Origin of the sequence: Polaribacter vadi, assembly GCF_001761365.1 — a bacterium.
Lineage (GTDB): Bacteria > Bacteroidota > Bacteroidia > Flavobacteriales > Flavobacteriaceae > Polaribacter > Polaribacter vadi.
The window spans coordinates 272,934-298,807 of sequence record NZ_CP017477.1 but is presented as its reverse complement, the minus strand read 5'-3'; the positions used below and the strand labels follow the sequence as shown (position 1 = coordinate 298,807).

At 28.9% G+C, this 25,874-nt stretch carries 26 protein-coding genes; 8 read left to right on the top strand and 18 right to left on the bottom strand.

Annotation, left to right across the window (positions count from 1 at the left end; all coding sequences use genetic code 11):
- Nucleotides 1–44: 44 nt before the first annotated feature.
- The 3 genes from LPB03_RS01300 to LPB03_RS01290 all read right to left on the bottom strand — a co-directional run bounded on the left by LPB03_RS01300 (nucleotide 45) and on the right by LPB03_RS01290 (nucleotide 2,349).
- Entirely contained in the window at nucleotides 45–668 is a 624-nt protein-coding gene (locus LPB03_RS01300) for a trimeric intracellular cation channel family protein (RefSeq protein ID WP_065318275.1), read from the bottom strand.
- On the bottom strand, nucleotides 669–1,790 hold the full coding sequence (locus LPB03_RS01295; RefSeq protein WP_065318276.1) for a DEAD/DEAH box helicase: 1,122 nt from the start codon (nucleotides 1,788–1,790) through the stop codon (nucleotides 669–671). It lies immediately after the preceding gene.
- A 163-nt stretch (nucleotides 1,791–1,953) separates the two neighbouring features.
- Nucleotides 1,954–2,349: an acyl-CoA thioesterase gene (locus tag LPB03_RS01290; RefSeq protein WP_065318277.1), complete on the bottom strand. Its 396-nt coding sequence runs from the start codon at nucleotides 2,347–2,349 to the stop codon at nucleotides 1,954–1,956.
- A 103-nt stretch (nucleotides 2,350–2,452) separates the two neighbouring features.
- Here LPB03_RS01290 and LPB03_RS01285 point away from each other — a divergent pair, with 103 nt between their 5' ends.
- Entirely contained in the window at nucleotides 2,453–3,802 is a 1,350-nt protein-coding gene (locus LPB03_RS01285; protein ID WP_065318278.1) for an MATE family efflux transporter, read from the top strand.
- Between the two features lie 97 nt (nucleotides 3,803–3,899).
- Here the strand turns inward: LPB03_RS01285 and LPB03_RS01280 are convergent, their stop codons facing one another.
- A complete protein-coding gene (locus tag LPB03_RS01280) occupies nucleotides 3,900–4,574 on the bottom strand; it encodes a DUF2461 domain-containing protein (protein ID WP_065318279.1) in 675 nt (224 codons plus the stop codon).
- Nucleotides 4,575–4,630: 56 nt separating this feature from the next.
- Here LPB03_RS01280 and LPB03_RS01275 point away from each other — a divergent pair, with 56 nt between their 5' ends.
- A complete protein-coding gene (locus LPB03_RS01275) occupies nucleotides 4,631–5,443 on the top strand; it encodes a DUF1853 family protein (protein WP_065318280.1) in 813 nt (270 codons plus the stop codon).
- Between the two features lie 147 nt (nucleotides 5,444–5,590).
- On the opposite strand, the gene LPB03_RS01270 is transcribed toward LPB03_RS01275, so the two are convergent.
- From LPB03_RS01270 to LPB03_RS01255, 4 genes are read right to left on the bottom strand one after another with little or no spacing between them, the layout of a single operon-like run.
- Nucleotides 5,591–6,703 (bottom strand): efflux RND transporter periplasmic adaptor subunit, encoded by a 1,113-nt coding sequence (locus LPB03_RS01270; RefSeq protein WP_065318281.1) that lies wholly within the window; start codon nucleotides 6,701–6,703, stop codon nucleotides 5,591–5,593.
- Nucleotides 6,704–6,726: 23 nt separating this feature from the next.
- Complete coding sequence (locus LPB03_RS01265; RefSeq protein WP_065318282.1) at nucleotides 6,727–7,971, bottom strand: ABC transporter permease; 1,245 nt, start codon at nucleotides 7,969–7,971, stop codon at nucleotides 6,727–6,729.
- Nucleotides 7,972–7,973: 2 nt separating this feature from the next.
- Complete coding sequence (locus LPB03_RS01260; RefSeq protein ID WP_065318283.1) at nucleotides 7,974–9,206, bottom strand: ABC transporter permease; 1,233 nt, start codon at nucleotides 9,204–9,206, stop codon at nucleotides 7,974–7,976.
- Between the two features lie 2 nt (nucleotides 9,207–9,208).
- The gene (locus LPB03_RS01255) at nucleotides 9,209–9,919 is read right to left on the bottom strand and encodes an ABC transporter ATP-binding protein (protein WP_065318284.1); all 711 of its coding nucleotides are present in this window, start codon (nucleotides 9,917–9,919) and stop codon (nucleotides 9,209–9,211) included.
- A gap of 176 nt (nucleotides 9,920–10,095) precedes the next feature.
- Here LPB03_RS01255 and LPB03_RS01250 point away from each other — a divergent pair, with 176 nt between their 5' ends.
- Nucleotides 10,096–10,512, top strand: coding sequence for a thiol-disulfide oxidoreductase DCC family protein (locus tag LPB03_RS01250; RefSeq protein ID WP_065318285.1), 417 nt, complete (start codon nucleotides 10,096–10,098; stop codon nucleotides 10,510–10,512).
- 62 nt (nucleotides 10,513–10,574) lie between these two features.
- Nucleotides 10,575–11,231: an HAD family hydrolase gene (locus tag LPB03_RS01245; protein WP_065318408.1), complete on the top strand. Its 657-nt coding sequence runs from the start codon at nucleotides 10,575–10,577 to the stop codon at nucleotides 11,229–11,231.
- Nucleotides 11,232–11,304: 73 nt separating this feature from the next.
- Here LPB03_RS01245 and LPB03_RS01240 read toward each other — a convergent pair whose 3' ends face one another.
- Both LPB03_RS01240 and LPB03_RS01235 read right to left on the bottom strand, forming a co-directional pair.
- On the bottom strand, nucleotides 11,305–12,120 hold the full coding sequence (locus LPB03_RS01240; protein ID WP_065318286.1) for a lysophospholipid acyltransferase family protein: 816 nt from the start codon (nucleotides 12,118–12,120) through the stop codon (nucleotides 11,305–11,307).
- 55 nt (nucleotides 12,121–12,175) lie between these two features.
- Nucleotides 12,176–12,802 carry an NUDIX hydrolase gene (locus LPB03_RS01235; protein ID WP_065318287.1) on the bottom strand — a complete coding sequence of 209 codons (627 nt, stop codon included), beginning with the start codon at nucleotides 12,800–12,802 and terminating at the stop codon, nucleotides 12,176–12,178.
- 83 nt (nucleotides 12,803–12,885) lie between these two features.
- Here LPB03_RS01235 and LPB03_RS01230 point away from each other — a divergent pair, with 83 nt between their 5' ends.
- Complete coding sequence (locus tag LPB03_RS01230) at nucleotides 12,886–13,182, top strand: hypothetical protein (protein ID WP_065318288.1); 297 nt, start codon at nucleotides 12,886–12,888, stop codon at nucleotides 13,180–13,182.
- Here LPB03_RS01230 and LPB03_RS01225 read toward each other — a convergent pair.
- From LPB03_RS01225 to LPB03_RS01195, 7 genes are all read right to left on the bottom strand, one after another.
- Nucleotides 13,179–13,490, bottom strand: a complete 312-nt coding sequence (locus tag LPB03_RS01225) for a DUF6787 family protein (RefSeq protein WP_065318289.1) — start codon at nucleotides 13,488–13,490, stop codon at nucleotides 13,179–13,181. The two genes, LPB03_RS01230 and LPB03_RS01225, sit on opposite strands and share 4 nt — an antisense overlap.
- The gene (gene lgt, locus LPB03_RS01220) at nucleotides 13,490–14,356 is read right to left on the bottom strand and encodes a prolipoprotein diacylglyceryl transferase (protein ID WP_065318290.1); all 867 of its coding nucleotides are present in this window, start codon (nucleotides 14,354–14,356) and stop codon (nucleotides 13,490–13,492) included. Before lgt ends, LPB03_RS01225 begins: the two co-directional genes overlap by 1 nt.
- Nucleotides 14,357–14,435: 79 nt before the next feature.
- Nucleotides 14,436–14,675 carry a membrane protein insertion efficiency factor YidD gene (yidD, locus tag LPB03_RS01215; protein WP_065318291.1) on the bottom strand — a complete coding sequence of 80 codons (240 nt, stop codon included), beginning with the start codon at nucleotides 14,673–14,675 and terminating at the stop codon, nucleotides 14,436–14,438.
- A gap of 101 nt (nucleotides 14,676–14,776) precedes the next feature.
- Nucleotides 14,777–16,255 (bottom strand): cysteine--tRNA ligase, encoded by a 1,479-nt coding sequence (gene cysS, locus LPB03_RS01210; protein ID WP_065318292.1) that lies wholly within the window; start codon nucleotides 16,253–16,255, stop codon nucleotides 14,777–14,779.
- 112 nt (nucleotides 16,256–16,367) lie between these two features.
- Nucleotides 16,368–17,738: a hypothetical protein gene (locus tag LPB03_RS01205; protein WP_065318293.1), complete on the bottom strand. Its 1,371-nt coding sequence runs from the start codon at nucleotides 17,736–17,738 to the stop codon at nucleotides 16,368–16,370.
- Entirely contained in the window at nucleotides 17,719–18,282 is a 564-nt protein-coding gene (locus LPB03_RS01200; protein WP_065318294.1) for a hypothetical protein, read from the bottom strand. Before LPB03_RS01200 ends, LPB03_RS01205 begins: the two co-directional genes overlap by 20 nt.
- The gene (locus tag LPB03_RS01195; RefSeq protein ID WP_065318295.1) at nucleotides 18,266–18,823 is read right to left on the bottom strand and encodes an RNA polymerase sigma factor; all 558 of its coding nucleotides are present in this window, start codon (nucleotides 18,821–18,823) and stop codon (nucleotides 18,266–18,268) included. The genes LPB03_RS01200 and LPB03_RS01195 overlap by 17 nt, the downstream gene beginning before the upstream one ends.
- Before the next feature lie 91 nt (nucleotides 18,824–18,914).
- On the opposite strand from LPB03_RS01195, the gene meaB reads away from it, so the two are divergent.
- Both meaB and LPB03_RS01185 read left to right on the top strand, forming a co-directional pair.
- The gene (gene meaB, locus LPB03_RS01190; protein WP_065318296.1) at nucleotides 18,915–19,982 is read left to right on the top strand and encodes a methylmalonyl Co-A mutase-associated GTPase MeaB; all 1,068 of its coding nucleotides are present in this window, start codon (nucleotides 18,915–18,917) and stop codon (nucleotides 19,980–19,982) included.
- A gap of 302 nt (nucleotides 19,983–20,284) precedes the next feature.
- Nucleotides 20,285–21,559, top strand: a complete 1,275-nt coding sequence (locus LPB03_RS01185) for a TlpA family protein disulfide reductase (protein WP_170324185.1) — start codon at nucleotides 20,285–20,287, stop codon at nucleotides 21,557–21,559.
- A gap of 251 nt (nucleotides 21,560–21,810) precedes the next feature.
- Here the strand turns inward: LPB03_RS01185 and LPB03_RS01180 are convergent, their stop codons facing one another.
- Nucleotides 21,811–24,351, bottom strand: a complete 2,541-nt coding sequence (locus tag LPB03_RS01180; RefSeq protein WP_065318298.1) for a DUF559 domain-containing protein — start codon at nucleotides 24,349–24,351, stop codon at nucleotides 21,811–21,813.
- Nucleotides 24,352–24,642: 291 nt separating this feature from the next.
- On the opposite strand from LPB03_RS01180, the gene LPB03_RS01175 reads away from it, so the two are divergent.
- On the top strand, nucleotides 24,643–25,854 hold the full coding sequence (locus tag LPB03_RS01175; RefSeq protein ID WP_065318299.1) for an RsmB/NOP family class I SAM-dependent RNA methyltransferase: 1,212 nt from the start codon (nucleotides 24,643–24,645) through the stop codon (nucleotides 25,852–25,854).
- Nucleotides 25,855–25,874: the final 20 nt, after the last annotated feature.

Below are 25,874 nucleotides of genomic sequence, written 5' to 3'. Positions count from 1 at the left end.
TAAATGATTCTAAAAAAAAGCGAAACTTAAAAGTTTCGCTTTTTTTATGACTTCCCAAATAAATCATCATTAATTTTAGGCAATTGTAATTGAAATTTCACAGAAATTAAACGAATAAAAATAATTACTGATGCAGAAATTACAAAGTTTATATTTTTAGGCACGTTAAATTTAACCAATATTAAATATGAGATTCCACCAGCTAAACAAGCAGAAGCATAAATTTCTTTTTCAAAAATTAAGGGAACTTTATTGGTTAAAACATCTCTTAAAACACCACCAAAAACAGCAGAAATCATTCCCATGATTAAAGCAACAATTGGGTGCAAATCAAGTAAAAGTCCTTTTTGCAAACCTAGCAAGGTAAAAACACTTATACCAACAGTATCAAACAAAAAAAGCGTTTTACTTAAATAGGCAATCTTACTTTTAAATAAAAAAGTTAAAATTACAGCCGCTAAAATTGTAAATAAATAATTTAAATCGCCAATCCAATTAATGGGGTGTGCATTTATTAAAACATCACGTAACATTCCACCACCAATAGCAGTAACAAATGCAATGATAATCACACCAAATAAATCGAACTTTTTATCAGAAGCCACTAAAGCACCACTAATGGCAAACGCAAACGTTCCAAGAATATCTAATACATAAATAAACTCCATTTAAACTGTAACTTCCGTAAATTTAATATTTAATTCTTTTTGAAGTTCATGAACTCTTTCCAATTCATAAGGTAAAACTAATGCTAAAGAAATCCCCGTTTTTCCTGCTCTTGCAGTTCTTCCACTTCTATGAGTGTAATAATCTGTTTGTTCTGGTAATTGATGATGAATTACAAACTCTAAATCTCTCACATCAATTCCACGTGCAGAAACATCTGTAGAAATTAAATATTGTAGACTTTCATTTTTAAAAGCACGCATTACTTTATCACGTTCTTTTTGTTGCATATCGCCTTCTAAAGCAGCAGCAGAAAAACCTTCTTCAATTAACTGATGAGCCAAATTTTGCGCTCCAGCCTTGGTTCTACAAAAAATAATACCTCTTTGTGCACCTCTTTTTTCGATAAACTTGATAATTAAACCTGTTTTTTCTTTAATCGTAGTTTTTATAAATTGATGACGAATATTTTCATTCACCAAAGAGTTAGGATTAATTTCCACTCTTGGTGCATTTGCATCCATATACGTTTTTACAATTTTCTTAATTTCTTCTGGCATTGTTGCAGAAAATAACCAAGTATTTCTGTCGTTTTTAGTCGTGAATTTTAAGATTCTATTCAAATCTTGTTTAAAACCCATACTCAACATTTCATCAGCTTCATCTAAAATAACCGTATTTACATGACTAATATCAATATCTCCACGTTCTATTAAATCGATTAATCTTCCAGGAGTTGCTACAACAATATGTGTTGTTCTTTTTAAATTACCAATTTGTCTATCAATTTTTTCACCACCAAAAACAGCTTCTAAAAATATTTTTTCATCAACATATTTTGTAAACTTAAAGAGTTGTTTTTTAATTTGTTGCACCAATTCTCTTGTTGGCGATAAAATTAAAGCTTGAATATGAGGAGAATTTGCATCAATTTGATGTAAAACAGGCAAACCAAAAGCAGCTGTTTTTCCTGTACCTGTTTGTGCTAAACCAATAAAATCGGTTTTAGAATTTAATAAAATAGGAATCGCTTTTTCTTGAATTTCTGAAGGTTTAGAAATACCTATTTCTTTAATCGATTGTATATATTCTTTACGAATTCCTAATGCAGCAAATGTTGACATTGTTTTTAATTTTTTGCAAAGATACTTTTATTAAAGTTTAATAACACAAAATTAAACAAATTCAAAAAAAGCAAAATTTCATAAAAATAAAACACTTTAATTCTTAATTTAATTTCTTTAATAGATCTAAAATACTTTTTATTGAATTTAATAAAATTAGTGTCTAATTTTCTGGCAGTAAAACATTTAAAACATCCTCTCTTATTCTGGTTGGTTTAAAAGTTTCTGCATGTAACATTGCCCAAACTGTTTTTGCTTTTACTAATAAAACATCCTTTTTATAAAACTCCATAAAACGCACAGAGGTGATTCCTTTAGTTTCACCAACCCACGTTTTTACCACAATTTCATCACCTAAAGTAGCTTGTTTTAAATAATCGATTTCGTGCCTCATAACCACCCAAATATATTGTGGTAAAGGATTGTCTTTAGTCAAAAAATCCCAATGAGTCGTTGCAATTTTATCCATCCATTTTACATACACTAAATTATTTACATGATGCAAAGTGTCTATATCTTCAGGTAAAACTGTAATTGTTAACGTAAAAGCGTTCTTCATTTTTATCAATTTAAACAAATTTAAAAATTTTAATTTTTCTATAACAAATATTGATGATAGAATTCCTTTAAAAATTTATTAATGCTGATATTTGCATCTTCTTATGGCAAAATTAGCAAACGAATTAGGTACCGAAAAAATCGGTAAATTATTGATAAAACAAGCAGTTCCTGCAACTATTGGAATTCTTGTAATGTCTTTAAATATGATTGTTGACACCATTTTTGTTGGTCAATGGATTGGTGTTTTGGCAATTGCAGCAATTACTGTGGTGTTACCAATTGCATTCTTAATATCCTCTATTGGAATGGGAATTGGAATTGGAGGAAGCTCGATAATATCAAGAGCTTTAGGCGCAGATAAAACTGAAAAGGCATTTTTAACTTTTGGAAATCAGATTTGTTTAACACTTATTTTAGCAATTATTTTTGTCTTATTGGGCAACTTTTTTAGTGTGCCAATCTTAAATTTATTTGGTGCAAAAGGCGATATTTTACCAATTGCGTCCGATTATTTTGCAGTGGTAATTTATGGTGTACCGTTTTTGGCTTTTGCAATGATGGGAAATCCTGTAATTAGAGCAGAAGGAAAACCAAAATTTGCCATGTATGCAATGATGATTCCTGCTGTATTAAACATTATTTTAGATGTAATTTTTATTAAATTTTTCGATTGGGGAATGACAGGTGCTGGTTTGGCAACCTCAATTTCTTATGCGAGTTGTGGTTTGTATATATTATATTTCTTTTTATCGAGTAAAAGTGAACTTAAAATTTTACCAAAAAACTTTAAATTAGATTTTAAAATTGTTAGAGAAATTATTGCTTTAGGAGGAGTTACAATTGTTAGACAAGGTGCCATTAGTGTTTTAATGATTGTTTTAAATTACTCACTTTTTACATATGGAGGAGAAATTTCAATATCCATATTCGGGATTATAAATCGAGTAATGATGTTTGCTCTATCTCCAGTTCTAGGAGTTTCTCAAGGTTTTTTACCTGTAGCTGGCTTTAATATTGGAGCCAATAAAAACGAACGTGTTAAGGAAATTATAAAAAAATCGATTTATTTTGGTTCTATTTTAGGAACTGTAATTTTTATAGGGATTGTAATTTTTAAAGAACAAATTATTTGGGTTTTTACCAATGATGAAACTTTATTAAGCGAAACTCCAAATGCCATGTTAATTGTATTTTTAGTAACACCAATTGTTACCATGCAATTAATTGGATCTGCTTATTTTCAAGCTGCAGGAAAAGCTTTTCCTGCTTTAATTTTAACACTTTTAAAACAAGGAATTTTCTTAATTCCTTTAGCTTATATTTTACCTAAATACTATGGAGTTGCTGGTGTTTGGTGGTCTTTTCCCATTGCCGATATTTTATCTACAATTATTACAGTTTTGGTGTTAAGGGATGAAGTTAAGAAGAATTTAAAGGTGGTTAGTGGTTAGTGGTTAGTGGTTAGTGGTTAGTGGTTAGTGGTTAGTGGTTAGTGAAAATAAAAAAAAATACTTTTTTTCAACTTTAGGGGGAAACAACTTTGAAATTTTAAACCATTTTCTCGCCATTTAAATTCGTCGTTAAAATATCGCTAAATAAATCAAAGAAAGGTCTTAGTGCTTTATAGCTTTCATCAACTTTATCTATAAAATTTGGTGATAAAACTTCTGCATCTGTAAAGTTCTTAGTGGCAATAAATCCTTTTTTGCGTAATAAGTCTACATCTGGGTGTTCCTTATCAAAACCTCTTGGTGCTGTTTTTAATTCGCTGAAACTTTCGAAAGTTCCTCCAAAATGTTTTTTGTAAGCTGCATGGTCTAAAATTGCTCTAATTTCTGAGGAATCTTGTTCAATTTCTTTTCTAATTCTGAATAAATCGTCTTTGCTTGGTTCCCAAAATCCACCAGCTAAAAAAGATTCTCCTGGCCTTATTCTTAAAAAATAACCTCCTCTTAATTCTTTTCCTAATCTAGAATATGAATTTGCAAAATGTGCTTTGTATGGTGTTTTATCTTTAGAAAAACGAACGTCTCTATAAATACGCATCATTTTCGATTTTTCTATTTCATCATGGTTTTGTAATTTATGATGAATAGCTGTAAATACTTCTTTTGAATTTTCCTTTGCTTTTTCATATGTAGGTTTATGTTCTGCAAACCAATCTCTGTCATTATTTTTTTGTAAATTTTTTAAGAATTGAAATGTTGATTTTTCTATCTGCATTTATAAGGAATTTAAAAGTTCAATTTACAAAATAGATTTGTAACTTCGATTTTGATATGCACCAAAAAACAAAAGATATTCAAAAAAGATATGATGGATTTTTACAAACAAATTGTTTGTGGAAGAGCAGCGTTGTTTTTGACTTACATCAATTTAAAATTGAGGAGAAATCATCAAAAGTAAATATTGACATTGATGAAAAATTAAGACTTGGAAAATATATAGAACGTTTTGTTTCTTATCAACTAGCGCAAGAAAATAATATTACTGTTTTATGTGAAAATGTTCAAATTCAAAAAGAAAAAAGAACTTTGGGTGAATTGGATTGTATCCTTCTAAAAGATCAAAAACCAATTCATTTAGAAATTATTTATAAATTTTATGTGTATGATACTTCCATAGGTAACACTGAAATAGAGCATTTTATTGGACCTAATAAAAAAGATTCTCTGTTTGAAAAACTAACAAAGCTTAAAGAAAAACAGCTACCTCTTCTCTACTCTAAGGAATGTAAATCTTATTTAAAAACCATCAATTTAAATATTGACAACATTGAGCAACAGGTATATTTTAAAGCACAATTATTTGTTCCGTTTTCTAAATTAAATATTGAATTTACGTCAATAAATAAAGATTGTCTTGTTGGTTTTTTTATCAATACAAAGGAATTAGAACGTTTTTCTGATTCTAAATTTTACATTCCAATTAAAAAAGATTGGCTGGTAATTCCGCATGAAAATGTGGATTGGCTTACCTTTTTTCAATTCAAAGAAAAATCTGATGAGTATTTAGCACGAGATTTTTCTCCTCTTTGCTGGCTTAAAAAAGCCAATGGAGAAATTGAAAAATTCTTTTTGGTTTGGTGGTAATAAGGTTTAAAATTTAATTTCCTTATTATATGTTGTTAAATACTCTTTAAGTCTAATTTTATAAATTAATAACAACAAAAAAGGAACTCAAAATAAATTGAATTCCTTTTTATATTAAAAACCTTCTCGATTAAGATTATTTACTCATTAATCATCAATTTTCTTACCATCTTTAGACGCTTTGTTCCAAATTTTTATTTGATCGTCTATAGTAACGCCTTCTAAAATTTCTACGTTTACTCCATCTGAAGTTCCTAATTTTAGAGTTACATTTTTAAAAGTACCATCTGCTTGTTTTACCTCAACATAAGGCTCCTCTGTTTTTTTATCGAATCTTAAAACAGCTTCTTTTACAGATAAAACACTATCTCTTTTTTCTAAAACAATATCTGCGTTTGCACTATAGCCAGCTCTAATAAAATAATCATCACTTAAAGAAACATCTGCTTTTATTTTAAATTGAACTGCACCACCTTCTTCTGTTCCTTTTGGAGCGATAAAATTTAATTTAGCTGGAAATTTAACACCTTCAATAGCTCCGATTGAAACTTCAATATCTGAACCACTTACTAATTTACCAACTTCAGACTCATCTACCTTTCCTTCAAAAATCATCTTGCTCATATCTGCAATAGATGCGATTGTAGTTCCTGCATTAAAGTTATTAGATTGTATTACTTGATCTCCTTCTTTTACAGGAATTTCTAAAATAGTTCCAGACATTTGCGCCATAATATTTGTATTAGCAGAACCACCTGAACCTGCAGAACCTTTTTTGATAATCAAATAATCGTTTTGAGCATTTTGTAAATCTTGCTTTGCTTGATTATATGTTAATTCAAAACGTTCGAATTCTTGCTTAGAAATAACACCTTTATCAAATAAATTCTTATTTCTTTTGTATGCAATTTCTGAGTTTTCAACGTTCAATTTAATATTATCTACTCTACCTCTAGCACTTATTAAAGATTGCTCATTAGGTACAACTCTTACAGTAGCAATTAAATCTCCTTTTTTTACTTTAGAACCTTCTAACAACATTATTTTATCAATAATACCTGTAATTTGTGGCTTAATTTCAATTTCTTCTAAAGGAGTTACTTTACCTGTTGCTACTGTTTTCTTAATGATTGTAGTTTTAAAAGGCGTTTCAGTTTCGTATTCTATGATACTTTTCTTGTTCTTTTTTCCGAACCAAACTAATGCAACAACAAATAGTATTGCAATTATAATTAAAATAATTTTTGATCTTTTACTCATGATTTAGTTAATTGTGATTGATTTTATTCTTCTCTTAATGCTTCTATTGGTCTTACTACTGTTGCCATGTGTGCAGGAATTAATCCTATTAAAGTTCCTAACACTATTAAAGTGGCAAATGCTATTATAATTATTGGGATATCGACTGTTGGGTTTACAAGTGCTGCATCTTCTCCTTGTCCAAATGCGGAGTCTATTATAAATAATATTAAACTTCCGAAAATAATTCCCAGCATTCCTGCAATGGTTGTTAAAAAAACAGATTCCAATATAATTTGTTGTCGAATACTTTTAGGAGTTGCACCTAAAGCTCTTCTAATTCCTATTTCCTGCGTTCTTTCTTTTACTGTAATCAATAAAATATTACCGATTGCGAAAACTCCTGCAATTAAAGTTGCAATACCTACAAACCAAGTTAAAAACTGCATTCCAGTTAAGAAACCTGTAACTTTTCCTATTTCTTTACCTAGATTAACGCTTCCAAAAGCTCTTTCATCATCTGGATGAACTTTATGCAAACCTTTTAGAGTAAGTAAAATATCTTTTTCCATTTGCTCGATGTTTGTACCTTCATTGGCAGTAATCATCATCCAATCTACTCTATTGGCTGTATTATATACTTTTTTAAAAGTTGAAAATGGAATGTATGCACAATCTCCATCAAAATCTATTGTATTAGAAGGTTTGTAAACACCTATTACTTGGTATCCAATACTGTTTATTTTTATATACTGACCAATTGGCATTTCATCAATATCAAACAGTTGCTTGTACATATCTTCAGAAATAACAGTAACTTTGGCTGTATTTAAAATATCGTTATCATTTAAGAAACGGCCATATAATAATTGTTTTTTCTGAATTTGATCTAATACAGGATAATCTCCACTTACTTGAAAATTACCAGATTTAAAATCTTTTATAATTAAGTTATTGGTTTGATTTCTTGGTGCTAACAACCTAATTTCATTAGCATATTCAGATTTTAAAACCTCAATATCATTCATTTTTAAACTAAATCGTCTGCCTTCTTGAAAACCTTTAAAAGGTGTGTCTGTAGATTGTGTCCATACAAAAACACTATTGGTTGCAAAATTACCAAACAGTTTATTAAAACCATTTTCCATTCCTCTTGCAGCTCCTAAAAGAACAACTAAAAGAAATATTCCCCATAAAACACCAATAATTGTAATTGCTGTTCTTACTTTATTTTTACGAATACTTCCGTAAATTTCTTGCCAAGTGTCTGAATCAAATAAAAATTTCATAATTAATCTGCTCTTAATGCTACAATTGGTTTAATATTTGCTGCTCTTTTTGCAGGTAAATAACCAGCAATTAATCCTGATAAAACTAAAACAACTGTTGCTCCAATTACAATACCTGTGCTTACACTTGGATCTTTTATAAAATAATCTTCCTCTAAACTATTACCAATTAAACTTAAAATATAAGTTCCTAAAGAAAGCCCTAAGTACCCTGCAATTGTAGTTATTAATACAGATTCCTGGACAACCATACCAACAATAGAGGATGGTTTTGCTCCTAAAGCTTTACGAATACCAAATTCTTTAGTACGTTCTTTAATTACAAAAATCATAATGTTAGAAATACCTATAATACCTGCAATTAAAGTTCCTGACCCCACTAGAATTACAATAGCATATAAAATTCCCATAAATTGACCAACTCCTTTATTTGCCTCTGCCATATTTCTAACTGAAAGAGCACTTTGATCATCAGGATGAATGTTCAGTCTTTTACGCATATCACGTTCCATTTGATTCCCAAAAGCAATTGCTGCATCTAAACTTAGATTAGGATTATAACCCAAATTTATTTGGCTTATATAATCATTATTTCCATACATCATTTGTGCTGTTGTAACTGGTATATACGCTAGCCTTTCTTCATTATCACCACCTTCATCAGAAAAAACACCAATAATTAAATAAGAACTACCATTCACATTAAGTCTTTTGCCTAAAGCTGGTTTTTCGCCAAATAAATCTTTTTTTATTAATCTACCGATTACAATAACTTTAGATTTTTCCTTTAAATCCCTTTCGTTTAAATATCTTCCTTCATCTATGATTGTTTTTTCCAAAAATTGATGATCTGGATTTACAGCTCTTACACTATAAGAACTTGCTTCATTTTTGTATTTTAACGTAAAATTTTTATAAATTCTTGCAGATTGATATTGTATTTTGCTCTCATACTCTTCAGTAACAAAATTATAATCATCGTTTTTCAATTGAACTGTTCTACCTGTCTGTAAACCTTTATAAGGCATAGATGTTTTCCATACACGAACAAACATTGAGTTTTGAGCATCATCACTAAAAGCACTTGTAAATGAATTACTTAAACCACTTACAACTCCAAATAATAAAGTGAATAATAAAATTGCAAAAGCAACTGTAAAACCAGACATTACAGAACGTAATCTGTTTTTATTGATACTTTGAAAAATTTCTCTCCAGCGATCTAAATCAAACATAATTAAATTGCTTTTGTTGCGTTTGGTAATTTTTCAGCATTAGTATACTCATCACTAATAATTACTCCATCTTTTAAGCGTACTATTCTTTTGGTTTGTTCTGCTACTTCTTCTTCGTGCGTAATAACAAAAACAGTCATGCCTTCATTATTAATATCTTTTAACAAATCCATTACGTTATCCGTAGTTGTAGAATCTAAGGCTCCTGTAGGCTCATCAGCTAAAACAACTTTTGGTTTCGTAACTAATGCTCTTGCAATGGCAACACGTTGTTTTTGACCTCCAGAAAGTTCGTTTGGTAAATGATTTGCCCATTCTTTTAAACCTACTTTCTCTAAATAATCTAAAGCAACACTTAAACGCTCTTTTCTAGCCATTCCTTTATAATAAAGAGGAAGAGCTACATTTTCTAAAGCTGTTTTGTAAGATATTAAATTGAATGATTGGAAAACAAATCCTAAAAACTTGTTTCTTAATAAAGCTGCCTTCTTCTCATTCATATCTTTAATAAGTTGACCATTTAAGTAATAATCACCTTCATCATGAATATCTAACAAACCAACTATATTTAATAAAGTAGATTTTCCTGAACCAGAAGAACCCATAATAGAAACAAATTCGCCTTCTTTTATGTGTAAATCAATTCCCTTTAATACGTGCAAAGAATCTTTTCCTATAGGATAAGATTTGTGAAGTTTTTCTATTCTAATCATTCGTTTGGTTAATTTTACTATAAAAGTATTGATTGCTATTGATAGCGATTATTAATTTTTTGTTAAAAGGAATTAATAAACTCGAATACAAACATAAGACGACAACAAATAGTTTTTGTTACATCAATTTTAAAAAAAGATACATTAATTTTGTTTTCTACTCTTTAAGCCTTAAAATGATTGAGATTCCTAAAACTAAAAAACTAATTCTTTTTGATGGTGTTTGTAATTTGTGCAATAATGCTGTTTTAAAAGTGATAAAATACGATCAAAAAAATACCTTTATTTTTGCTGCATTACAATCTGAAGCTGGTAAAAAAATTACAGAATATTTACATATAAATACCACTAAAGTAGATTCTATTATTTTATATGAACCTGGTGTTGCTTACTACCTAAAATCTACAGCAGCTTTAAAAGTGATGAAAGATTTTGGCGGACTTTGGCAACTTACTCAAATTGGGTTGCTTTTCCCAGAAAGTTTTAGAGATTTTGTGTACGATTTTATTGCAAAAAACAGGTATAAATGGTTTGGTAAAAAAGAAAGTTGTGTGATTCCAACTCCAGAATTAAAAGCTAAATTTTTAGATTGATATTTTTTTAGAAAATAGATCAAAGAGAATTAATGAATAAGTTTTCAAATAAAAAAAATAAAATGAAAATACCTACAGAAATAAAATGTGTAATATTTGATATGGATGGCGTTATTATAGACTCTGAAGAAATTCATAAAAAAGCCTATTATGAAACCTTTATTTCAATTGGAGTTGATGTTTCTGATGAACTTTATAAATCGCTCACAGGTTCATCCACTATTAATGCATTTCAAAAATTAGTCGCTCATTTTAAGTTGGATTTAAATCCTGAAGAACTCGTTTTAAATAAAAGAAAACGATATGTAAATTTCTTTGAAAACGACCCAACCTTGCACTTGGTAAAAGATGTTGAGGATTTAATTAAACATTGTTACAACAAAGGTTTAACGTTGGTTTTAGCTTCTTCATCAGCAATGGTAAATATTGATAGAGTTTTTAATAGATTTAATTTAAACCCATATTTTACGGCTAAAATTTCTGGTGCAGATTTAACTGCATCAAAACCACATCCTGAAATTTTTGAAAAAGCTGCACTTTTAGGAAAAACATCTAAAGAGAATTGCATCGTTATTGAAGATTCAGATAATGGAATTAAAGCCGCAAACGATGCTGGCATTTTCGTTATTGGGTATAAAAATCCGATGGCTGCAGACCAAACTTTAAAAAATGCCGATGTTATAATTGATGATTTTAGTGAATTACAAAAAATAATTTAGAGATTTTTTAAATTAACTTCATAAAAAAACATCCAAAATTTGGATGTTTTTAGTTATTTTTAGTGAAGTAATATTAACTCCAAAACTCTCTTTTCTTGTTTAATTCTTCTTCTTCTTTAATGTATTCTTCAGCATCTTCTGGAGAAAGCACCTTTAAAAAAGATGGATGTTGCTCAATAGCATATTCTATTTTTGTGACAATATCTGCAATATCTTCGTTTTCGTAATCAATCTCTAAAGGCTCTTTTATCACCATAGATTGTAATACGTTTTTTCTTTTAATACGTAAACCTTTTTTATCAAAAGAACGTCTAAAACCATCAATTACAACTGGTACAACAATTGGTTTGTATGTTTTAATAATATGTGCAGTTCCTCTTCTAATGGGTTTAAAAGGCGTTGTTGTTCCTTGTGGAAATGTTACAACCCAACCATCATTAATGGCTTTACCAATATTAGATATATCAGAATTTTTAACTTGTCTTTTTACATCTTGACCAGCACTTCTCCAAGTTCTATCAATAGAAACAGAACCTGCATAGGCAAATATTTTTGGCAATAATCCAGAACGCATTGTTTCTCCAGCAGCAACAAAATAAAAATTCAATTTTGGCTGCCATATATAACCAATATTTTTAATTGTATCATCTCTACCTTTTAAAGCAGCATTAAAAACATGAAACATGGCTGCAACATCTGCAAAATAGGTTTGATGATTAGATATAAAAAGTACATTTCTTTCTGGTAAATTTCTCAATATTTGTGAACCTTCAATTTTAAGATTGTTAAAATTTTGATATCGACCATGTGAAACCACTCCAAAAAAACGGATAATCCATTTTTTTAAGAATAAATAGTGACCAAAAGGATTTGTCTTAAATAAGGGCATTTATAGGCTTTTTACTTGATTTGTTAACAAAATTACAAAACTATTTGTGAACTTGCTATTTTAAGAGTTCTTTAATTTCTGAAAGCATCATACCTGTTGCTCCCCAAATTATATGATCATCAATCTTAAAACAAGGCACGTCTATATTTTTCATGTATGATGTTGTTAAATTAACAGTGGTAATATTATTTTCATTTAGCAAATCGCTCACTAAAATCTCAATAGTATTTGCAACTTCATGGTTTAAAATAAATGCGGGTTTTTTATCAATAAACCCTAAAAAAGGAGTTGCTAAAAAATTACTTGGAGGAATGTAAACATCTGTTAATTCTCTAATTATTTTTATCGATGAAGTTTGCACACCAACTTCTTCAAACGTTTCTCTTAAAGCTGTTTCTTTTAAATTTCCATCTGTTTTTTCTGCTTTTCCTCCTGGAAAACTTATTTGAGCAGAATGTATGCCTTTATAACTTGGTCTTTGAGTTAAAAGTAAGGTCGTTTCATTTTTTTTATTCGGATAAAATAATGCCAAAACTGCTGCTTTTCTTGGCTTATTTGCTGCAATTTTATCTTTATTATATTGTAATCTAAGTTTTGGTGCCATTTTAAATTGAGCATCTAAACCTCCTAATTCAACATTTTTAAAATCTTCTATTTTATCAGTAAAATTTTTAAAATTCATTTTTGATTTCTTACTTTTAACAAACTTACTATTTTCTGTAGCACCAAATTAATTTTTGGCAGGAATTTTGAATACCTATAAATATGAATAAAAAATATAAAAAATTAGGATTAAGTATTGTTTTAGATATTATCGGTTTTATACCTATTCCTTTATTAGATTTAGCTTGGGCACCAATTTCTGGTTATGTAATGACTAAAATGTACAAAGGTACCAAAGGTAAAATTGCAGGTATTGTGAGTTTTTTAGAAGAAATTCTTCCTTTAGATATTATTCCAACTTTTACAATTATGTGGATTTACACCTATATAATTCAAAAAGAAACTATTGAAACTGATGAAAATACTACTACAGAAAAAACGACTATTATTGACGTTTAGTTATTTTCTTTAAATAAAAAACCCAATCCTAATCTGCCTAAAAACTTTTTCTCGAAAGCCCAAAAGAATTTAAATTGACCAAAAAGCCAACCTACAATTGGTAAAGTAAGTTGATAAACTGGAAAAATTAATAAAATTCTTAACGGATAATAAAACCAAGGGCTCATAGTTTCTGTTGATAATCCTAAAAAAGCTGTAATAGGTTTTGCAACCCAAGCTGCAAAAGATCCATTAATTGCAAAGACAATAAAAATAGCAACGATAGCCCAATTGCTTTCTATGTCCCATCTTTCTTTTAATTTTTCCATTAGGCTATTTTCTCTGAGTTTTTTGTTTTTCTAAACATTAACCACAACCCTATTAAAACTAAAGGAATACTCAATACTTGACCAGTGTTTAAAGGACTAAAGAACCATTCTTCTCCTCTTTCTTGAACTTGTGGTTCTTTTAAAAATTCTATGACGAATCTTAAAGACCATAAAACTGCAAAGAACAAGCCAAATAAGAACCCAGTTTTTTCTTTTTTATCGGTTTTCCAATACAAATACCACATTACAAAAAATAAGATTAAATAACTAAAAGCTTCATATAATTGAGTTGGGTGTCTTGCTAAATCTTCAGCATTATTTTTAAAAATTACACCAAAATCAGTTCCTGTTGCTTTCCCAACAATTTCTGAATTCATAAAATTACCAGTTCTAATAAAGAAACCAGCTAAAGCAACCATAATTGCCAATCTATCTAAAATAAAAAGCCAAGGTTTATGCAAGTGTTTTTTTGCGTAAAAATACATAGCAATAGGAATACCAATGGCTGCTCCATGACTCGCAAAACCAGTGAATCCAGTAAATTTCCAACCTTTAATAAACCCAAATAAAGAGTCGTTTGCACTTTCTTTTATAGGTAAAAATATTTCTAATAAATGATTTTGGTAATAGTCCCAACTATAAAAGAAAACATCTCCCAAACGCATTCCAATTAACATCGAAATAAAAACATACATAAATAATGTATCTAACTTTTCTTTAGGTATTTTATCTTCTACATATATTTTTTTCATTAAGTGTAGACCTAATAAAAAAGCGGCAACAAACATTAAACTATACCAACGAATTACAAAAAAACCTAAATCGATTCCTATTGATGGACTCCACTCTATTGCTGAAAAATTCATATACTTATGTTCAATGTTTAAAATTTAAAGTCTTGCGTCTTTTCTCTTTATTCTTTGCTCTTTTTCTATTTTCTCTAATCTATTTTTTAATTTCTTTCTCTGGCACAGGATCATAACCACTTCCTCCCCAAGGATGACAACTAAAAATTCGCTTCAAAGATAACCAACCTCCAGAAAATAATCCGTGTTTTTGCAAAGCTTCTATTGTATAATGTGAACAAGTTGGGCTATATCTACAAGTTGCTGGTGTATATGGAGAAATTGCTACCTGATAAAAACGAACTAATAAAATAAATGGGTATGAAAGTATTTTTTTCATTACTAAATTTTACGATTTAAATTATGAGATTTCTCCTATCGTCGAAATGACAATTATACTTAAAAATTTGTAATTCGTAATTTACAATTCGTAATTATCTATTAATTAATCGAAAAAGTGGTGCCTTCCTTACCATCTTTTAATTGAATTCCTAGTTCAATTAATTCGTCTCTAATTTGATCTGATAATGCCCAGTCTTTATTTTCTCTTGCTTCTTTTCTTAGTTTGATGAGCAACTCCACTACTCCATTTACTTTACCTGAATTATCTTGAGCGTTTTCATTCATCAACCCTAAAACATCAAAAACCAACGCATTTATAGTTTGCTTAAATTCCACTAAATCATCAGCAGTTAAACTTGCTTTATTTTCTTTTATTTGGTTGATAAGCTTCACAGCATCAAACAAATGCGAAATTAAAATTGGTGTATTAAAATCGTCATTCATTGCTGCATAACAATCCTTTTTCCATTTTTTAACATCCAAAGTTGATGTGTTGCCAGCTTCAATTTTCTCTAAATAAGAAATAGCTTCCATTAATTTTGCATGTCCTTTTTCTGATGCTTCTAAAGCTTCTCCAGAAAAATCTAAAATGCTTCTATAATTAGCTTGCATGTTAAAAAAACGAACTACAGATGCAGAAAATGCTTTTGGTAAAATATCATTTTCTCCAGATAAAATTTCATTTGGTAAAATAAAATTTCCTGTAGATTTTGCCATTTTTTGGCTATTTAACAGCAACATATTTGTGTGCATCCAATAATTTACGGGTTTTACACCAGAACATGTTTGCGATTGTGCTATTTCACATTCATGATGTGGAAATTTTAAATCCAATCCACCTCCATGAATATCAAATTGTTCGCCTAAATATTTTGTACTCATTACAGAACATTCTAAATGCCAACCAGGAAAACCATCACTCCAAGGTGAAGGCCATCTCATAATATGACGTTCATCTGCTTTTTTCCAAAGTGCAAAATCTTGTGGATTTTTCTTGTCAGATTGTCCATCTAAAGCTCTTGTATTGTGGATTAAATCTTCCACTTTTCTACCAGAAAGAATTCCGTAATTTCCTTTTTTATTGTATTCTAAAACATCAAAGTAAACAGAACCATTTACTTCATAAGCAAAACCTTTTTCAATGATTTCTTTAATCATTTCTATCTGCTCAACAATATGTCCTGTTGCAGTTGGCTCTATACTTGGAGGTAAAAAATTGTAGTTTTTTAAAACGTTATGAAAATCGACCGTATATTTTTGAACCACTTCCATAGGTTCAATTTTTTCTAAACGTGCTTTTTTAGAAATCCTATCTTCACCTTCATCAGCATCATTTTCTAAATGCCCAGCATCTGTAATATTACGTACATAACGCACTTTGTAGCCCAAATGCAATAAATAACGATACACCACATCAAAGAACATAAACGTTCTAACATTGCCTAAATGTGCATTGCTGTATACTGTTGGTCCACACACGTACATACCTACATATCCGTCTGTTATAGGTTTAAAATCTTCTTTCGTTTTTGAAAGAGAATTGTATATTTTAAGTTGATTTTCTTTGTATAATTCCATTAAATAAGTGACTATTTACAGGCGATAAATATAGGCACTTTAAAAAGAATACCGAAATGGAAATTAAGGGAAGTTTTGGAAAGAAATTGAGGATATAAAATCTATGAAAATATTATTTTATTACAGTTAATTTACTGTTTTTAGCTTCAATAATAATTCTATTAGTTTTTGCGGAGATCATACCATGAAAAGTAGTACTTTTTGATTTGTTTGATGATGGATTCTCGCTTAAATATGTTGCTGCAAAATTTAATTTATCTTTTATATTTTTAAAATTTAGTATCGCTGATGATGCATCCAAATTTAAATTAAAGGAAGTAAAAGTTGGTGAAAAGTTTAAAACTTCTAGATCACCAAATTTACCTTTAATATCTACATTATCATTAACAAGATTGATAAAAATTCCAGAAGAATTTGTATTTAAGTTGGTATTAGTAACTGATGCTATTTTAGCATCAGTTACATTGTTTAAAAATAAAGTACAAGCGTTTAAATCATTGATAGTTACAGGAGAAAAATCGATAGTTAATTCACCACCATTTAAGTTATGAGCATTAAAAGTGCCATATTTTACGTTTCCAAAGGCAACTGTGTTTGGTAATGTTACTTTACAATGACGCGTATTCAAATCGAAAGTTGCGCCTTTTGGGACTTTAATTTCTAACCTCTTTTTAATTTTAATTTTTTTTCCATTGATGATGATATCATCTGAATTAGATTTAAAGTTTAATTTTTTAAGTTCTTCTTTAACTTTCAATAATTCTTGCTTTATTTTTTCTTTATCTATCTTATAATATTTTTCTTTAGATTCCTTTAATTGCTTTTTCATTTCTTCTTGAGATTCAGCAAAATCTTTTCTTAATTTTTCTTTATCAATTTTCATTTTACTTTTTAGTTCTGCATATTTTTTAGATTTCTTAAATGCTTCCCATTCCTCTTTCGTGTTGATTACAATGTTATTATCATCATCTTTCCATCTAAAGTTATACTTACCATCTTTTCCCATGTTTTCGTCAATATCATCAAAAACATCTTTAAAGTCAAAATTGAAATCAAAATCAAAATCCATCTTTGGTAATTCTAAATTTTCAAAACTCGAAAAATCAATATTTGGCATTTCAAAATCGAAATTCATATCATCAAAAAAGACAAAATCATTCTTAAAGTTAAAGGCATTATTACCTTTAGAGGTAATTTGAACTTTTCTCTTATTTCCTAAAGCTTCAAATTCCCAATTTTTGAAAAACTTTTCAGCTTCTTCTTTAGAAATTCCTTCAATTTCTATAAAAGCCTCAATCTGAACTTCATTTTTATCCCAAGTTGTAACGTTTATATCTGTGTTAGATGCATTAATGGCAACTTCCACATCTTTATTTGTTGTAAAGTTTTCTGTAAACTTTTTATCGAACTTTTGTGCAAAGGCAGTTCCTAAAAAACTGATGGCTATAAAAGTAAAAATATATTTATATGACTTGTGTTTCATGTTGATTTGTGTTTAAATTTTTAAGTTCATTTAGTTGCTTTTTTAAACGTTGTAAAAGCTGTAAGCGTAATTGTAAATTACCAATTAGTGCATCTATAGTTGCATCATTAACCCCATTTGTATTGAGCTCTTTGGTTAATAATTTGTATTCTTTGGTGAGTTCTGCAATTTTTAATAAATAATTATCTACAATTTCTTTATTCCCATCAGATAAGTCTAATTGACTAATTTCTAGTTTAATACTATTTGTATAATAGGTTTCTATAGTGTTAAATTCAGGGGAAATATTTCCTAAAGTAATTTCAGCATCTTTTTTTACTATTGGTTGTTCTTCTATATTTTCTGTAGGATAAAATTTAATTGCCAAACTAACTAACAATACAATTGATGCTGCAACAGACAACCATTTAAAAGGTGTTTTTTTCTTTTTCTTAGAATGTAATTCAGCCTTTAATAAGTTTTCAAACTTTGATGCATGATTTGCTGATAATTCTATATTTTGTTCCTGGAAATCCTTTAATTTTTCTCTAATATCTTGCTGCATAATTCGTGTCTTTTAAATGTTCTCTCAATAATCTTTTTCCTCTAAGCAAATTTGTTCTAGATGTATTTTCTGTAATCTTTAAAACTTGTGCAATCTCTTGATGATCATACCCTTCTAACAAATACAAACTCAAAACCAAGCGATATTTTTCTTTTAATAATTTTATTTTCTCTACAATTTCATCAACAGAAATTTCACAGTCAACTTGCCAGTTATCATCTTCTCTACTCGTTGTAATTTCTTCATTAATGGCAACTAAATCTAATTTCTTTTTCTTTAATTGATCGATACTTTGATTGATAACAATTCGTTTTAACCAAGCTCCAAAAGCGACTTCATTCTTATAATTATCGATATTTTTAAACGCTTTTATAAAAGCATCTTGCATCACATCTTCTGCAATAAATTGGTCTTTTACATATCTATAGGCAATTAAAAACATAGCCTTTCCATACAAATTATACAATTGCATTTGTGCCTTTGCATTATTGTTTTTGCATTGGTTTATAATAGTTTGATGTAATTGTTTGGTTGGTTTCATTAAATCATTCTTACTCTAAAGACGATACATTTTTCGAGTTGTTGCAAAAATTATAAATTAATTATCTTTAAATTTACATATTAATTTTACAATGGATAAAAATAAATCTGCTTTACAAGAAAATGAAGGTGTTTTAAAACCAGAAACAACCAGTTTTTTAAGCGCAGAAAACATAAAAAGAAATAGAGCTAAGCAGAATTCTGTGGATGAGTTTGTGTCCAAAATTTTGGATGGAAATATCACTTTTTTAAGCAGAGCAATCACTTTGGTGGAAAGTACGAATGCAAATCATCAAAAAAAAGCAAACGAAATTTTAGAACGCTGTTTGCCTTTTACTAACAAATCTGTAAGAATCGGAATTACAGGAGTTCCTGGAGTTGGAAAAAGTACATTTATCGAATCTTTTGGAAAACACTTAACTTCTCAACATAAAAAAGTAGCTGTTTTGGCTGTTGATCCAAGTAGTTCCGTAAATAAAGGTTCTATTTTAGGTGATAAAACTAGAATGGAAGAATTAGTGACTGATAAAAATGCGTTTATCAGGCCTTCGCCTTCTGGAACTTCTTTGGGTGGAGTTGCGCAAAAAACTAGAGAATCTATTATTTTGTGTGAAGCTGCTGGTTTTGATACCATTATTATAGAAACTGTTGGAGTTGGGCAATCTGAAACTGTGGTACATTCTATGGTCGATTTCTTTTTGTTGTTAAAACTCGCTGGTGCTGGAGATGAATTGCAAGGAATTAAACGTGGAATTATTGAAATGGCAGATGCAATCGTTATCAACAAAGCTGATGGTGATAATGAAAAAAATGCCAAAATTGCAAAAGTTGAATTCAACAGAGCTTTGCATTTATACCCAATAAAAGAAAGTAATTGGCAACCGAAAGTTTTAACTGCAAGTGCTTTAAAAAACATCGGAATTGATAAAATCGACAAGATGATTGTGGATTATATTGCTTTGACAAAAGCCAATAACTATTTTGATAAAAAACGAAATCAGCAAAATAAATACTGGTTATTAGCGACTATTGACCAACAATTGAAAGCTAATTTTTACCAAAATCCATTAATTAAAAATGCGTTATCAAAAGAAATTGAGGATTTAGAAAATGGAAAAACAACACCTTTTAACGCTGCTAAAAGACTGTTGGAGTTGTAGTTTAGTTTTTTGAAATTTAATAAAATTTGGATTATCTTTACAAGATATGCGTAATAAAAGTTGTTATATAATGAGTTGTATGTAATCAAATCTAAGAATTAGAAATAATAAAAATTCATATGAAAAAAATTAATATCCTTTTTATATTATTAATCTTAATGTTAGGTTGCTCTGAAAAAAAAGATAAGTCTTCTAAAATAAAAGAAGAACCAAAAAAATCTACAATTAGAAACGAAGTTTACATTTCTTTAAATGATTTTTCTGAACCACTTAGTTTAAATGTAAAAAATGACAAAAATCAAATGAAACCAGATTTGATTACAATTAGCAATAAAACAAACTCTAATGACATAATAATTCCAACTGACAATATAGTTGAAATTCTAATTGCAAATAAATTGTACATCACTAAAGCACAATTTAAAAAAGGTGATTCAGTCTTCATTGCCAAAAAAATTATAACCAAAAATAATCAAAATATTGATTATCCATTTTTTAATGTTAAGAACGTAAATCTCTATGAATTGAATTTTGATTATTACGTAGCTTTAAATTCACCCACAAGAAGTAGCTATGTAATTCATAACATTAATACAAAGCTTAATAAAAGATTACGTAGATTTTCTATTGATGAAGTCATAGAAAACACTAAGAAAACAGCAGATAGTTTGTTAAAAAGAAATTTAATTACAGACGAGTTTTATAAAAAAGAAAATTTTGAATTATTATTTTTTAAAAAAAATATGAAAATAAAAAACTCTCTTAAAACAAAACAAAAAAACATTGAACTTAGTCTTGAAAAAATAGATGACATAGAAAATATAACTCCCAATAGTAATTATATCAATTATTTAATAAGCAAAGTTAAATATGACCATTTTTTCAATGAAGGAATTAGAGTTAAAAACTCCGAAGTTTTAAAATATTTAATAATAAATAAACCATTTGAATATAATGATAAATTAGAATATCTAATTTATGACAATTTACTTTCTAATATATACAATCTAGAAAAAGAAAATCTTGATAAAATTCTAAAAAAGCTCGAAAACGATAATCAAATCAAGTTAGTAAACAAATATAAAAATATAAAAACTAACGAGAATAAAGATCTTGAATTAATGAAAAAACTCAGCTCTTTAAAAGAAAAAATACTTGAATTTAACAGTAATGATAATATTCAATCAGCAATGAGTTTTGATAAGATGTTAGAGAGAGAAAAAGGAAAGTTGGTTTTAATCGATTACTGGGCAAGTTGGTGTGCTCCTTGTAGAAAGGAAATGCCAAGTTTAAGGAAAATTAAAAAAGAAATAGACTCTACTAGATTTTCAGTGATTTCGATTTCTATCGATGATAAGATATCTCTATGGAAAAAAGCAGCAAAGCAAGAAATTTTAACAGAAAAAAGTTTTCTTTTATTAGATCATAAAAATTCAGAAATCATAAAAAAATATAAAATAACAACTATTCCAAGATATATGCTATTTGATAAAAATGGTGTTCTAATTTCTGACAATGTAATGAAACCTAGCGAAGAAAAATTTAAAGATTTTATTTTAAAAAGTTTGAATAATTAAATCAACTACTTGCAATATCCAAATATAAGTAATAGAAAAAGTAGAACTTGTATAAAAACTAGAATCATTACCAAACAGAAATATCCTTAAAATTTTATTATAAATTATTATTTGTCACCTATTTTTATACTAATCTTTATTTCAACTTCTTAGGTTTCATCCCAAGAAAAAAATTAACAACTAAAAATTTACACATTCAAGAATGTTTTAAAGGAAACAGGATGAAAACTAGCCATCAACTTTTAACCAACCTAACTAATCTCACTCCAAATTTTAGAACTTCTAGAAATGGCTAAATAAGTAGCTTTAATCATCGCATTTTCTGGTTTCGACAAATTAGAGTCTTCTTGCAATAAAGCAATAGCTGTATTTCTTGCAGAAACTAAGATTTTGGAATCTTTAACAACATCAGCAATTTTTAAGTTTAAAACGCCACTTTGTTGTGTTCCCATTAAATTTCCTGGTCCACGTAATTTTAAATCTACTTCAGCAATTTTAAAACCATCTGTGGTTTCTACCATGGTTTTTAAACGCGTTTTTGCTTCTTCAGATAATTTAAAACTCGACAATAAAATACAATAACTTTGGTCTGCTCCTCTACCAACTCTTCCTCTTAATTGGTGCAATTGACTTAAACCAAATCGTTCTGAACTTTCAATAATCATTACACTTGCATTGGGCACATTTACACCAACTTCAATAACGGTTGTTGCCACCATAATTTGAGTTTCGTGTTTTACAAAACGTTGCATTTCATGTTCTTTATCTGCAGGTTTCATTTTTCCATGCACAATACTTATTTGATATTTTGGCAATGGAAATTCGCGAGAAACACTTTCAAAACCATCCATTAAATCTTTATAATCCATCGATTCTGATTCTTGAATTAACGGATACACAATGTATACTTGTCTGCCTTTTGCAATTTCATCTTTCATAAATTTAAAAACAGATAATCTGTTGCTATCAAATCTATGAACAGTTTTTACTTCTTTTCTTCCTGGAGGCAATTCATCAATTACAGAAATATCTAAATCTCCATAAACTGACATTGCCAAAGTTCTAGGAATTGGTGTTGCAGTCATTACTAAAATGTGTGGGGGAGCCCACCCTAACCCTCCCAAAGGGAGGGAACTCTCACTGTTGTTTTTTAATTCTTGAGAAATCTTTGAGATTGTGTTTTCTATGTTTCCAATTACTTCTTCATTTGTAAATCTGATTACCTTGAAACCTAATTCTTGTAGAATTTTTGTTCTTAAATCATCTGCTTCTTGCTGTTCTTTTGTAGTGTGATATTTGCCATCAACTTCTATTATTAAGTTTTTTTCGATACAAATAAAATCGACAATAAACTCATCAACAATATGTTGTCTTCTAAATTTAGAATCTAATTTTTTAGTTTTTAATTGTTCCCAAAGAATTTGTTCAGCTTCTGTAGTTTTCTTTTTACGTTCCAATTGCAATTCTTTCATCAACTTATAAACTGATGGACGAGCAGTTTCATAACGATTCCGTAATTCTGCTCCTTCCCTTTGGGAAGATTGGGATGGGCCTCCTTTTCCCCATAACTTAGAACGCTGAGCAACCCCAAACCTGTGTTGTTCATCAATAATGGCGATTCCTAAGTTTTTAAATTTCACTTTATCTTCTAACAAAGCATGTGTACCAATTAGAATATGTAACGTACCATCTTCTAAATTAGCGTGAATTTCTCTTCGTTTTTTTGTTCTAACTGAGCCTGTTAAAATATCAACTTTAATATCCATTCCTTGTAAAAGTTCTGAAACAGCTATATAATGTTGATTTGCCAAAATTTCTGTTGGTGCCATAATTGTGGCCTGAAAACCATTATCAATTGCCAAAAGCATCGATAATAATGCAACAATTGTTTTTCCTGAGCCAACATCACCTTGCAAAAGACGATTCATGTGCGCTCCTGAAGCTACATCTTTTCTAATTTCTTTTAATACTCTTTTTTGTGCGTTGGTTAAATCGAAAGGTAGTTGATTACTATAAAACTCATTAAAAATTGGACCAACATTTTCAAATACAAATCCTTTTATTTTTGTTTTGTTGATGAGTTTTTTGCGCAATAATTGTAATTGGATAAAAAATAATTCTTCAAATTTTAAACGGTTTTGTGCTTTGGCTAAACTTTCTTGACTTTTAGGAAAGTGAACATTTAAATAAGCATCTCTTTTTGATATCAACTTAAAATCATCAATAATTTCTTTTGATAACGTTTCTTGAAGTGAATCGTAAACTTGCTGTAACAATTTCTGAATATAATTGCGTATCAATTTATTTGAAACTCCAGCATTTGTTAATTTTTCTGTGGATGGATATACAGGTTGCATTTTAGATTGCAACTTTTTTTTATATTCTGTAACCAATTCCATTTCAGGATGAGGAATGCTAAAAGAACCATTGTAATGATTTAGTTTTCCATAAACTACATAAGGTTCATTTACTTTTAACGAATCTTTAATCCATTTTTGACCACGAAACCAAACCAATTCCATAGTTCCTGTTGCATCTTGAAAAGTAGCCACTAACCTACTTCCTCTTTTTTGAGCCACCGATTTTATATGAGTAATTTTCCCAACAATTTGTACTTCAGAAGAGTTGGGTTGCAACTCTTTTATTGCATAAAATTGAGTTTTATCAATATACCTAAAAGGAAAAAAATTAAGCAAATCGTTACACTTTTTTATACCTAATTCTGTGTATAAAAGTGCAGCTCTTTGAGAACTTATTCCTGAAATATATGTGATGGGTTTGTTTAAAATCAACTTTTAAATTTATAAAGAACGAAAATACACAAATCATTATAAATTTTGATTTCAAAAATAATTTAAAATCATTTAGAATATACATTTTAGAGATAGTTCTCTAATCGAAAAATTTTAATTAAAGAACTTCCATTTTTATAACAAAACTATAATTTTATCAATATTTAAAAATAAAATTTGATTTTTATCTTACTTACAAAACAATAATTTGACTCGCAAAATATATTAATCATCAAAAACAATAATCTTTTTAATTGATGTATCTTTGCAGCCCATTTATTCAATAAAAAAATGAGATTACACAGAAACTTAACATTTGCTGTTATAGACAGTATTAGAGATATATTTAACGAAGGTGTTTACGCAGATAAAGCTGTAGAAAAAGCTTTAAAACGAGATAAACGTTGGGGAGCTAGAGACCGTAAATTTGTTGCAGAAACTATTTATGATATTGTGCGCTGGAACAGATTATACGCAGAAATCGCTGAAGTAAAACTACCTTATGATAGAGATAACATTTGGAGATTATTCTCTGTTTGGTGTATTTTAAGGGGGATAAAATTACCAGATTGGAATCAAATTGGTGATGTGCCAGAAAGACGTATTAAAGGTCGTTTTGCAGAATTATCAAAAACTAGAAAATACAGAGAATCTATTCCTGATTGGATGGATAAATTATGTGTTTCTGAATTGGGAGAAGAAGTTTGGACCAAAGAAATTGCAGCTTTAAACGAACAGGCTAAAGTTATTTTAAGAACAAATACCTTAAATATCTCTAAAGAAATTCTTCAAAAGAAATTAAAAAGCGAAGATGTAGATACTGAGTTTGTACCTAATCATCCAGATGCTTTGGTTTTACCAGAAAGAGCAAATGTTTTTAAAACCGAAGCTTTTCATAATGGTTTTTTTGAAGTACAAGATGCTTCATCTCAATTAGTTGCTGCTTATTTAGATGTAAAACCAGGAATGAAAGTAATAGATACTTGTGCTGGAGCTGGAGGAAAAACCTTGCATTTATCTGCCTTAATGGAAAATAAAGGACAAATAATTGCCATGGATATTTACGAAAGTAAACTCCGTAAATTAAAAGTAAGAGCAAAAAGAAACAAAGCACATAATATAGATATGCGTGTAATTGATTCTACAAAACCTATAAAAAAGTTATATGGTAAAGCAGATCGTGTTTTAATAGATGCTCCTTGTTCTGGTTTAGGTGTTATTCGTAGAAATCCAGATTCTAAATGGAAATTACAACCTGAGTTTATAGATAATATTAAAAAAGTTCAGCAAGATGTATTGCAACAATATTCTAAAATGGTAAAACCTGGAGGAAAAATGGTGTATGCAACATGTTCTATTTTACCATCAGAAAATCAAAATCAAGTTAAAACTTTTTTAGAATCTGAATCAGGAAAAGATTTTACCTTTGTAAGCGATAAAAAAGTACTTGCTCATCTTTCTGGATTTGATGGATTTTATATGGCACTTTTAGAAAAAAAGTAGGTTTTACATTATAATTGCTA

Bases quoted from the DNA above. Each gene is read 5' to 3' on its own strand.
- LPB03_RS01235 (WP_065318287.1), bottom strand. From the start codon at position 12,802: ATGAATTTTAAAAATTTTACTGATAAAATAGAAGATTTTAAAAATGTT.
- LPB03_RS01300 (WP_065318275.1), bottom strand. From the start codon at position 668: ATGGAGTTTATTTATGTATTAGATATTCTTGGAACGTTTGCGTTTGCC.
- LPB03_RS01185 (WP_170324185.1), top strand. From the start codon at position 20,285: ATGAAACCAGATTTGATTACAATTAGCAATAAAACAAACTCTAATGAC.
- LPB03_RS01205 (WP_065318293.1), bottom strand. From the start codon at position 17,738: ATGAAACACAAGTCATATAAATATATTTTTACTTTTATAGCCATCAGT.
- LPB03_RS01260 (WP_065318283.1), bottom strand. From the start codon at position 9,206: ATGTTTGATTTAGATCGCTGGAGAGAAATTTTTCAAAGTATCAATAAA.
- LPB03_RS01285 (WP_065318278.1), top strand. From the start codon at position 2,453: ATGGCAAAATTAGCAAACGAATTAGGTACCGAAAAAATCGGTAAATTA.
- LPB03_RS01295 (WP_065318276.1), bottom strand. From the start codon at position 1,790: ATGTCAACATTTGCTGCATTAGGAATTCGTAAAGAATATATACAATCG.
- LPB03_RS01245 (WP_065318408.1), top strand. From the start codon at position 10,575: ATGAAAATACCTACAGAAATAAAATGTGTAATATTTGATATGGATGGC.
- LPB03_RS01175 (WP_065318299.1), top strand. From the start codon at position 24,643: ATGAGATTACACAGAAACTTAACATTTGCTGTTATAGACAGTATTAGA.
- LPB03_RS01265 (WP_065318282.1), bottom strand. From the start codon at position 7,971: ATGAAATTTTTATTTGATTCAGACACTTGGCAAGAAATTTACGGAAGT.
- LPB03_RS01270 (WP_065318281.1), bottom strand. From the start codon at position 6,703: ATGAGTAAAAGATCAAAAATTATTTTAATTATAATTGCAATACTATTT.
- meaB (WP_065318296.1), top strand. From the start codon at position 18,915: ATGGATAAAAATAAATCTGCTTTACAAGAAAATGAAGGTGTTTTAAAA.
- LPB03_RS01225 (WP_065318289.1), bottom strand. From the start codon at position 13,490: ATGGAAAAATTAAAAGAAAGATGGGACATAGAAAGCAATTGGGCTATC.
- LPB03_RS01280 (WP_065318279.1), bottom strand. From the start codon at position 4,574: ATGCAGATAGAAAAATCAACATTTCAATTCTTAAAAAATTTACAAAAA.
- LPB03_RS01195 (WP_065318295.1), bottom strand. From the start codon at position 18,823: ATGAAACCAACCAAACAATTACATCAAACTATTATAAACCAATGCAAA.
- LPB03_RS01200 (WP_065318294.1), bottom strand. From the start codon at position 18,282: ATGCAGCAAGATATTAGAGAAAAATTAAAGGATTTCCAGGAACAAAAT.
- LPB03_RS01250 (WP_065318285.1), top strand. From the start codon at position 10,096: ATGATTGAGATTCCTAAAACTAAAAAACTAATTCTTTTTGATGGTGTT.
- LPB03_RS01290 (WP_065318277.1), bottom strand. From the start codon at position 2,349: ATGAAGAACGCTTTTACGTTAACAATTACAGTTTTACCTGAAGATATA.
- LPB03_RS01255 (WP_065318284.1), bottom strand. From the start codon at position 9,919: ATGATTAGAATAGAAAAACTTCACAAATCTTATCCTATAGGAAAAGAT.
- lgt (WP_065318290.1), bottom strand. From the start codon at position 14,356: ATGAATTTTTCAGCAATAGAGTGGAGTCCATCAATAGGAATCGATTTA.
- LPB03_RS01275 (WP_065318280.1), top strand. From the start codon at position 4,631: ATGCACCAAAAAACAAAAGATATTCAAAAAAGATATGATGGATTTTTA.
- LPB03_RS01240 (WP_065318286.1), bottom strand. From the start codon at position 12,120: ATGCCCTTATTTAAGACAAATCCTTTTGGTCACTATTTATTCTTAAAA.
- cysS (WP_065318292.1), bottom strand. From the start codon at position 16,255: ATGGAATTATACAAAGAAAATCAACTTAAAATATACAATTCTCTTTCA.
- LPB03_RS01230 (WP_065318288.1), top strand. From the start codon at position 12,886: ATGAATAAAAAATATAAAAAATTAGGATTAAGTATTGTTTTAGATATT.
- yidD (WP_065318291.1), bottom strand. From the start codon at position 14,675: ATGAAAAAAATACTTTCATACCCATTTATTTTATTAGTTCGTTTTTAT.